At 42.7% G+C, this 10214-nt stretch carries 10 protein-coding genes and 1 pseudogene; all 11 read left to right on the top strand.

Annotated features, from left to right (window positions below):
- Window positions 1-66: 66 nt before the first annotated feature.
- Window positions 67-576: a hypothetical protein gene (locus tag C7H79_RS15495; RefSeq protein ID WP_106708179.1), complete on the top strand. Its 510-nt coding sequence runs from the start codon at window positions 67-69 to the stop codon at window positions 574-576.
- 476 nt (window positions 577-1052) lie between these two features.
- Window positions 1053-1373, top strand: coding sequence for a hypothetical protein (locus tag C7H79_RS15505; protein WP_106708180.1), 321 nt, complete (start codon window positions 1053-1055; stop codon window positions 1371-1373).
- A gap of 157 nt (window positions 1374-1530) precedes the next feature.
- Window positions 1531-2454, top strand: coding sequence for a hypothetical protein (locus tag C7H79_RS15510; protein WP_147383633.1), 924 nt, complete (start codon window positions 1531-1533; stop codon window positions 2452-2454).
- Window positions 2438-3055, top strand: coding sequence for a dCTP deaminase (dcd, locus tag C7H79_RS15515; RefSeq protein ID WP_106708182.1), 618 nt, complete (start codon window positions 2438-2440; stop codon window positions 3053-3055). The genes C7H79_RS15510 and dcd overlap by 17 nt, the downstream gene beginning before the upstream one ends.
- Window positions 3056-3426: 371 nt before the next feature.
- Window positions 3427-3915, top strand: coding sequence for a defense against restriction DarA-related protein (locus C7H79_RS15520; protein ID WP_106708183.1), 489 nt, complete (start codon window positions 3427-3429; stop codon window positions 3913-3915).
- A complete protein-coding gene (locus tag C7H79_RS15525; RefSeq protein WP_106708184.1) occupies window positions 3912-4358 on the top strand; it encodes a thermonuclease family protein in 447 nt (148 codons plus the stop codon). The genes C7H79_RS15520 and C7H79_RS15525 overlap by 4 nt, the downstream gene beginning before the upstream one ends.
- Before the next feature lie 516 nt (window positions 4359-4874).
- Window positions 4875-6089 carry a HEPN-associated N-terminal domain-containing protein gene (locus tag C7H79_RS15530; protein ID WP_106708185.1) on the top strand — a complete coding sequence of 405 codons (1215 nt, stop codon included), beginning with the start codon at window positions 4875-4877 and terminating at the stop codon, window positions 6087-6089.
- A gap of 116 nt (window positions 6090-6205) precedes the next feature.
- A complete protein-coding gene (locus tag C7H79_RS15535; protein ID WP_106708186.1) occupies window positions 6206-7057 on the top strand; it encodes a hypothetical protein in 852 nt (283 codons plus the stop codon).
- Between the two features lie 695 nt (window positions 7058-7752).
- A pseudogene (locus C7H79_RS19100) lies at window positions 7753-8056 on the top strand (pyrophosphatase-like OB fold-containing protein); the annotation flags it as partial.
- Window positions 8057-8209: 153 nt separating this feature from the next.
- Window positions 8210-9409 (top strand): defense against restriction DarA-related protein, encoded by a 1200-nt coding sequence (locus tag C7H79_RS15545; protein WP_258577650.1) that lies wholly within the window; start codon window positions 8210-8212, stop codon window positions 9407-9409.
- 4 nt (window positions 9410-9413) lie between these two features.
- Window positions 9414-10214 (top strand): hypothetical protein (locus C7H79_RS15550; protein ID WP_147383636.1); only part of this gene is annotated, 801 nt, incomplete at its 3' end.

A 10214-nucleotide genomic window follows, 5' to 3' on the forward strand; every position in this document is an offset into this window, starting at 1 on the left:
GAACGATACGGACGGTAGCGGAAGCAATCAGTACAGCCGTTTGTGGCTTGGCGAATTGGAGGGTTGATGACTGCAAACAATTACGGCCAGATGCCGGGACGCTACCCCGCAATCGTTCAATCCTACGACCAGGACAGACGAACATGCCGGATAGAAATACCCGGCATAACCGATGGCGCAGACGTGTTTCCGGAAGCTGAAATTGAATATCCTATTGGTGACAAAGCAAGGTCTGGTTCTGATGGCACAGAGATCGAAATATTGCCGGGCGATACGATATGGATTGCCTTTATAGGCGGCGATTCCAGATATCCAATAATTACCGGGTACCGCAACCCTCAAGCGGGAAATTCCATAGATTGGAGACGGTTTCATCATGCGAACATAGAGTTCATTGCAGATGGAATGATGAGATTGAATGCCGAGACCGTGGAGATCAATGCAGCCAATGTGATTGTCAATGGCGATACAGCCGTGGTTGGAAGCTCGTTAACTCACAACAGCAAAAATGTTGGGTCGACTCATCGGCATGATTCGGTTCAATCTGGTTCAGATAATACCGGGTCACCTGTTTGATGCAAGGAAACAAGCGTCTCTAATTTTATAAATACACAAGCTCTAATGGGAAAGGCTGCATTTGGTAGTGCATGGGATTATGAGACGCAATCACTAATCTATATCATTTAAGTCCAAAGATGGCACAAATTTGTCACAATCAATTTTGTGCCATCTTTGGCACTTTTAGCTAGGAATTTTATAGATAACAGTACGCCAAAAACAAAAATGAGCATAAAAGGACACTTACTTCATCATAAATCTTCCTCATTCCAAAGATTATAATTTCTGAAAAATGATGTTAGTTAAAGTTTCACTTGAATTGAATTATTTTAAGTTCTTGCCGTCACTCTTTTATGCTTATTTCTGGATCGAATACTATTCGATAAATGCCAGCTATCAGACTTAATGCAATATTTTTTTACGTGGTAGTTTACGTCGATCATTTACCATGCGATACTTCAAAAAAAATTATTTACTTAGTTAGGAGAATAACTATGATAGCCGCCGCTCCTCCTGTAGATCCATCCCTAGGTTTAATTCAACTTATCTTTTCGTTGAATGCCGATCAAACACAGTCAGTACCTGAAGACTTGAAAAAACACTTAGCAAATGTAATTACCGAAGCAAAGGAGTTGTTGTCCGATCCAATTAATTTTCCGAAGAATGCTCATTCGGATGCGATTGCATTTGCACTCTGGATGAAAGCAAACAAGGATCTTAATGCTGCGGTCAATAAAATAACCACATTTGAGACTATTGATCCAACCTTAGCCAAAACAATTCTTCATCAAATGAGAGCTAACCCTGGTTACTAAAACAAATCTAATACTCTTAGGCGAAGAATTATCAAAGATAGCTGAGACACCATATTTTAGTAATGAACTGAATGATTATATTAGTCAGCTTCGATCAGTTACTCAAATAATTCAGTCGAAATATTCATTAATTCCACCTGATTTTGTTGAATTCTTGGTGGATCAAATCTGGACTGCGTCTAAGTTTCTTTCTGGTAGCACATCAAAAAAAATACCATATGAAATTGTACATTGTTTAAAAATGGCTCTTTTGTCTTGGACAACAGGTAAGAAGGCGCTAATAACAACGGCTCTTACACATGAGAAAGCATTTAGTTTCTACTTTCAGGGTGTTAATCATGATTTCTACACCCTGGCAAAATCATTAACTGATGTTCAGTTTAATAGTGAATTGGTACAAATTGCATTTCCACAAATCTACCGGCATCGGCCACTTCTAAATGTAGCTCTTTACCACGAGTTAGGTCATTTTTTAGATGTTCATCATGGCATAGTGAATCTGTCATTATTGGCGATTCCAGTTGAGTCGCTCCCATTACCGGGCCTCAATTTCGATGAAATGACATCCGAACAGATAAATATCATTGCAACCTCACATCGACGAGAGTATTTTGCGGACATTTTTGCTGCTAGCTATGTTGGGAACGCATATAAAGATTTTCTTGATGCATTTGCAAAGAACAATCAAGTTAGCTGGACTCACCCTGCAACAAATGCCCGGCTTGACCTAATTGATTCATTTCTTTCTGGTGCACAGAATGACATTATTGATTTATTTCAAACATCACTTACGAAAAAAGGCTTACGCAAACTCGAAATTAATTTCTTGGTACCAGATGTTTTAGAGGCATTTAATAACGCTCGACCCTATAAGATTCAAAACGAAGCGGAACTTCATGGAATTTTCGAAGCCGGCACAACATATCTTAAACAAACTCAAATATCGACAGACTCAACTAATTCATGGACTCATTCAACGGGAGAGGCCACTACCGAGAGAATAATAAACGGCCTTATCGAGAAATCCATCAGGAACAGCATGATTGTTGGTAATTGGAGGACCAATGAACCTCTTACGTAACGAACGGATACGAGAGTTACTTTCTTCTCAAGCACACGATAGCTTGTTCATTGATCCACTTCTTGAGGATTCACAAGTAGGAGCAGTGACACTTGATTTACGCCTTGGTTATGATTTTCTCGTTTCAATACTTACACGGAAACCATCAATAGACACTAGCGTTGACCAGAATCATCTACATCGAGCGATAGGATCTTATTTTCAAGAGACACGTAGAGAATTGGGCGAGAGGTTCGTTCTTTATCCACATCAAATTGTTTTGTGTACAACACTAGAGTATGTATCTCTACCGCACAATATCTATGCCGACATTCTTTCGAGAAGTAGCTATACGAGATTGGGTGTGCCGGTAAATACAATGGTCCAGCCTGGTTTTCGTGGATGTGTACCACTAGAACTTTTTAATCACGGTAATAGCCCAGTGGAACTTATTGTTGGAAGTAGAATATGTCAAGCACGATTCTTTGAAATAGACGGCGCTGTTAATTACATTGAGCCTACTCGTTCAAGGAAATATTTTGGACATGTAAGACCGGTTGTATCCGCTGCTGATATGGATTGTGAAATCAAGAAACTAAGAGGTATTGCGGAAAGACTTTAAAGCTACCATTTATATCTAATTTGTTAGAGTGGTAGTTTTAGGAATTGTATAAATGAATGGACTAAATTGAAAAGAAGTCGCCACCCGGCTGCCGGTCGACTCGGCGCAAGGCCATGCCCATTTTCATAGGCATGCTGGCCGATCCAGTTAATTAACCCCCTTACAAACCACAGTAGCTCTCTGTTTATTTAAACTTCCGGCGTTAGCATTTCTCACCATTTTATCGTACATAAAAAAAGCTTTTAGTGAGGGGAAAGAAATAAAAAGGACCCATGGATAGTATAAATAATTCGAAGTACGGAAATTACTTAACAATTTCATATTAATCAGCGAATACACTGTTGCCTTATTACAATAGTAAGGGCCTTAGAATGAAAAATCTGGTTTTTAGTTACGCTGATCTTTCTATTAAGGATAAAGCGGCCAAAGAGGCAGCGAAATATTTCTCACGTGCCGGTGCGCACGTAGTTCAGCAAGATGTATCGACTGTCGCAAAGCGTGCTTCTGGTATCAGTTCCCGTGAAATGACACTCACTTTTGCCGATTCTCAGAAGTTGATTCTACGGATAAAGCAAACGGGCGACATCTACCAGGTGTTGCTAAATGGCAAGATTCTGCCAATCAAGAACCAGGATGATCACATAAAAGCGATATCCGAGATCGTTGCTGCTATGGATGCCGGTCGCACCAAGTTCCAGAAGTTACTCGCTGCGGTGAAAATAAGGCCACCTGCAGGGATACGCACTGCGGCGCCTAAGATGGAGCAGGTTTTAACCAGTAAACGGGATGCTTTGAAGGTAGCTATTAGCGAGGTCCGTGCTGAGATTGAAAAACTGAATCAAGGAATGATCCCATCATGAAATTGGCAAAATTAGCGGTTGTTTTACTTATAATGACAGTGATTGTTGGCTGCGATAGCCCGGTGTATGCCGATGAAACAATTAAGCCCGGTTCAATTGTGAGAGTTTATGACGGCGATACCTTTACGATCAATATCGATGGTGACTGCCCAAGTATTCTTTGCAGCAAGATACCCGTGCGAATAAACGGCATTGATGCACCTGAGCTGAGAGGCAAATGCGAGCAGGAAAAGATTGGCGCCATGGATTCCAGGGCGTATCTGGCTCATTTGTTATTGAATGCAAAGGACGTCGAGTTGCGCAACATACACAGGGATAAATATTTCCGAATAAATGCTGCGGTATTTGCGGATGGGGTAGATGTCGGCGCAGACATGATCAGTAAAGGATTGGCGCGTCCCTATAGTGGCGGCAAGCGTAACGGATGGTGTAATACTGGTTAATTGTTATTGCTCAGAACTTTTATGGAGCCATGCTAAATTAATCTCGATTGGCCTGACAATCTATTTTTGGCCAAGGTCTGACCATTTTACATTTCATGATAGTAAGTCGGGAATCGAACCCGCGTCTATTTCTATATCATCAGTCATTTAGTTTTCACCTATGCTATTTCTGTGCCGTTCCTAAGTATTTTCTCGAGCCTACGATCTTCCGAATGTATTTTAGTTTAAACTTAATTGCAGATGCTATCAACTGTAGTATCAATACGAATCATTTAGTTATTGTTACGGTACAAACAACAACAATCTATTAGCTTGTTACTCATCTATTCTTAGACCCCAGTGTTGCTTGTACGGAGAAAACTAAATGATGCGCATATACTTTAATTAAGAACTATTCTATTCTTAAGTTATTTAAATGATTAGGACTTAGAAACACTTAGCTATATACAACATTCCGTTCCATGTTATGCGACATTTCTTGTCGTATATATTACGTTAGATCTTTAGGAGTAAATTGTGGGAGGAGTAAAAGCGGCATGGCTCGATGCGCAAAAACGCGGATATGATATCGATGATGGAATCCGAGTCTGCCTGGACTGCTTTGAGGATGACGCCCTGAAGGATTTCATCTCATCAAATGGATCGGAGCAACCCTGTTCTTTTTGCGAAGAAACAGAATCAAGCTCTTGCCCACTTTTCGATGTCGTCGGCGTGATTCTTGAAGGAATCAGTATGGAGTGGGGTCATCCCGCAGATGAGGGGTTGCCGTACGAAACGAGAGAAGGTGGATGGCAAGGAACGGTCTACGACACTTGGGAAATGCTCGAGTCTGCGGGTTTAGAGACAAGCACCCATAAGTTGTTCCAGACGATTGCCGAATCAGTATTTTATGACGAATGGTGCAAGCGAGACCCGTATTCGCTTGAGAAGCATCAAACGCTATTAATCGGCTGGAATAGCTTTTCGCAATTTGTAATTAGTGAAGCTCGTTACGTGTTTCTCCAAGTCACACCGTCAACCTATGACGAGCATCAGCATGATGAAATTCATCCGGTAGCTATCTTGGATCATCTCGGTTCGATGGCAAATGACCTGAAACTAATTACTATGTTAAAAGCCGGTTCCGAAGTTCTGCGTATTCGAATTGTGGATCCAGATGTCACATTAACGAACGCATCCGAACTTGGGGCGCCGCCTAGTGAGTGTGCAACTTTTCCAAATAGGATGAGTCCCGCAGGCATCCCCATGTTCTATGGCGCTTTTGACGCCGAAACAGCTATTGCCGAAACATACGACCTAGGGTATCAAAAACCGAAAAAGGGATTCATAGGAAAATTTCGTGCACAACGGGATTTGCTATTGCTAGATCTATCGCAGCAGATAGAGCTGCCAAGTATCTTCGATCTCTCTAGAGTACGAACTCGTCACTTGGTGAGATTTATAAAGCAATTTGGAGCTGACTTTTCTAAGCCAGTCGCACGTAATGACCGCTCTCACATCGATTATGTTCCGACTCAAGTGGTTACTGAGTATTTCAGACACATTTTCCGTGCAGAGGATGATCGGCAGCTTGACGGGATCATTTACCCCAGCTCAAAGCATGTGGGCTCTCGGGCAATTGTGCTTTTTGTGAAAAATGAGCAATGTGTTGACCATTCGGAGGAAGTTCAAAGTGGAGGAATTCTTTCTCTGACTAGCGTGGAGGAGGTGCTTTTTGCAAAACAGATTTAACAAACCGTTGCAGCGGATGTTTAAACAGTTGCCCACTTTTAATATCGCAAGTGCAAGCGTGGCCTCAAACGCCGCTGAGCTCTGGCGTTATGTGAATTAGTTGGAGTTCCTTGTCTGTGCTAGATATTTCAAGACGTATAGCAGTGATTAGCGCGCTCGTAGAAGAAGATACCGCGCAAAGTTTAACGTATGCGGCCTTGGAATGTAGGCTTACACTTGAGTATCTATGCTATGAAAGATTTAAGCTCTGGCATTCCTACCTATCTTCGGATGATTTAAAAAATTGGCAGCCAAAACATGTCGTAAAACAGATTTCAGAAGATATTGATGAAAATATAATTAGAGGCTTCACAGTATCCATCAGCAGTCACAGTTCAGTTGATAAGCAGCTAAAAACAAAAGAATACTATGAGTCACTAGATTACATACCATTAGGTCACCAGTCTGAACTCAACCTAAATAAAATGCATAGCCTATGGCATGGCCTTGCAAATGTTGCACTCCATATACCAGTCCCAGCAATATCTTGGGGAGAATTAGAAATTTACGGCAATAAGGAAAATATCAGAAATAAAGTTGAGACTACTGTCGAATATTTATCTGGGTTGAGAGGTAATCTTTTCATGAGTGGAGTAATAGGTGAAGTTTATAGCTTTAAGTGTTTTATCTGTGACACATCGATAAAGAAACCCGTTAAGTATCTGATGAGTTCGCCCACTTTAGTTAATTGCATAAATCCAAAGTGCAATGAAAGCTACCTCATTGAACTTGATGGCAAAGAGCAAGAGTTTAAAATAACTAGACGTACTATTAAATTTAGTTGTATAGGCTGCAATGGTGATCTCGATGTTCCTGGTAATGTTTTTAGGGAGCTAAAACTTGATCAGCAGCTAGATCTCCGCTGCCCTTCGTGCAACGCATCATCAACGGTCATAATGCGTCCTCATATGAAGAAAAATAAAGATTAAATTTCACATATACATGAGATTCCAAACTGAAATCTTAATAAACCAGTTACCAAATTAATCCAGCTTGGCGAGCCAATTAGGTCTATAACTACGCTTTACGCTGTTGTCGGCGGAATCCACCGCCCATAAATCTTAATGATCTGCCCCCAGTCCTTATGCCCCATTTGTTGGGCGACCCAAAGCGGATTTTTACCTCTAGAAAGCAGTGTCGATGCGAAAGTGTGTCGGGTTTGGTAAGGATTGCGGTATTTGATACCGGCTTTTTTCAGTGCCAGAATCCAAACATTTTTGCGAATCGGTTGATTGCTTTTCCAAGGTTGAATCCGCCAAATAATAAGTTTATTTCAGCAAAATTACTATTAATGCCCACTTTCTTTGGCGTTATTACACAGCTTTGATTTGCATGATTATTGCACGAATTTTATTTAGCCCTAAGTCCAAAGTTGTGACCTCTCCCGTGAATACGTACATTATAGAAATATCCGTTATTTAAGCCCGGTGATTCCGGGCTTTTTGCATTGTAGAGCGGAAAACAGACCGAAATACTGCCTTTAAAGCGGCTTACCATGCCGCATATGACGCATTCCACTGACAACCAATTCATTGATATTGAAAACGCTGCCCATGGTGGCGCTTTTGGTGCCAACTCTATTCCTGAGCCGACTGAAGCGCAACGCAAATCAGGCAATTACAAAATGGGAAGAGTCAATTTCCAGGGGCTTGCAATCGCAATTGAACAGCCACGTGGCACTTACCGGACCGGCAGAGACCGGCAAACGGTGGACTTCTCGTATGGCTGCGCATTATGGATACATCAGCAAGACGAAAGGGAATGATGGAGACGGTGTTGATTGTTTCCTGGGTCCTTTTCTGCAATCAGAGACTGCCTACGTGATTAACCAGTTCGTTGATGGCCGTTTCGATGAGCACAAAACAATGCTTGGCTTTGCCAACGAAGAATCAGCCCGTAGCTCGTACCTGGGAAGCTACGAAAGAGGTTGGAATGGAATGGAGAGCATCGTTCCAGTATCAATATCTCAACTGAAATGGTGGCTAAAAAACGGTGATATGAGTCAGCCGCTACGTGAAAAAAATTTACCCTACGAAGGATTGGAAGCCATGACTAAAAGAGTGCAATGGAATAGCGATGCTATGCCCTACGATCAAACGCTTGATCAGGTGTTGTATGAGATACGGCAATCGGATTCAGGCGAAAACCTATTGCTTGATTCGATCACCATTAACGACATTATTGAAGATTCCGATGGCGTTCTAGCACTAGATGCCCTGGTTACTCCATTTGTGAAGCTGGAACGCAAGATGGAACTGCTGCGCGGGGTTATGGAGCGTGCCGGTAAGTCAGTCAAAGTGGAATCCATGCAGATATCCGACCCGTTTAGTCAACGAGGCGTGGCTAATGTGGCGGTGATATTTGAATTATCGGATGGACAAACGGTATCCATTTATTTTCACAATCCCGATGTAACGCCAAAGAAAATGGCGCCATCGGATGAGATTATTTCCTGGAAGTGGCTGTTAAACAAGAAAGATATAACGATTGTTGTGGCTCCCGAGCGCGGCCAGGACTTGAATGTACGTGAAGTTGCACGCCGCATTATGAGGCTGGCAGAAAAGAACAGCGCGGCCTTTGCACGTGTGAACGCAAAGCGATCTGAGCGGATGCAGAACATTCAATCACTCAAGGATGAGATTGTTGCCCTTGAAGGCGAATTAAAAAGCGCACAGAACGAACTGGAAATAGCTAAGGTTGCTGCGGAAGGTCGCATCCCTGCAGTCGAACCAACATCGACCGAAAATGGCGATAGTTCTGAAAATCCAACTCTCCCACAAACTGACTTCCACGTTGACATAGCATCATTGATCGAAGCGCTGCCAGCGCTTGATGGTTTCGGCATATCCAGCCTGACTATCCGCACCAATGGCGAGATTAGCGCCGTCAGCAATAACAACATTAAGAATTCCGGTGTAACTGATGCAGATATTCTCGCTGCTTACGGTAAGGGATTGCTGCGCGAGGCTTCCGGTAGCTTTGAGGTCGATCCAATCCCCTCGGACTCGACTGAATTAAACCCTGCCGCTTCGGAAATCGAAGCCGAGGATCAAAGCACCAGGCAAATCACTGGTGAGTCGGAAGAGATAATTGCCGCTAAAGCATTCCTGAAATCCGTAGTTGACGGCACTAGCAATGCCAGCGATCTCATGAAACTGCTTGACGAGATCGAGGCATCCGCTCAAGCGTTGATCGATACCGGTCTTGGCGATGAGAACGACGAATTAATAGGCAATGCCGCTGAAAAATGGGCTGAATTGGATCAACAAGCAAACGGATAAGAAAATGACTCTACTAGCTCTTGATGATGTGAGCGGGTCTGAAAAGTTAAAACTCGTTCGTGAACTTGGGGTTATACGAAAAAATATGACGGGCGTTGCCGGGGTAAATAAACTTACCCTGGTTAAGCGCGTGCGTGAGATCCGGCAACTTCTTTCGGTTGCTATCAAGCCGGTTGCAAGCCTCTCCATTGATCCAACAAATCGAGTGGCATCAATTAAAACGTTGACCGATTACCTGCGAAACGGGATTTCTGTGGTTCCTGAGTCATTGCGTGGAGCCGAAGTAAATACCGTAGAAAAGATAATCAAAATGCTCTCAAGCGGGAGTGACAATGAAGCGTATCAAGCCGCTCGGTTGGAATTTAGAGATGCTTATGCCGATCTTCGCATTCCCGCTGGCGGTGCTGCGGAAATGGCCGCTTTTGACCACTACAAATCGGCTGGAAACGTTTTTGAGATTGATGCAGAAAAAATCAAATCCATTGAAGCTGAAATCAAGGAATTGTCATACAAACCTCTGGAAAATACACCTGAAATCATTGCGCAACAGGAAGAGGCGCAGAAAGAGTACGAGAAGTTGCGGCTTGCCTTGACGGATTTGCTGTCGGTAAACGAAGCCAACGGCTATGACAAGGAAGCAATTGAAAAGGCTTCAAGTATGTTCGAGGATTTTGCGCTCAAAAAGCAAGAAGTTTGGGAAAAATTGATATCCCTTGACAGACAAAAGCATGAGATCAGAAAAAATCAGATCAAGGAACTGAAAGAAAGCCTGGAGCCGGTCGGCAAAGGAATCATAGATGCCATT

This window comes from Nitrosomonas supralitoralis (genome assembly GCF_003011925.2).
Classification (GTDB): Bacteria; Pseudomonadota; Gammaproteobacteria; order Burkholderiales; family Nitrosomonadaceae; genus Nitrosomonas; species Nitrosomonas supralitoralis.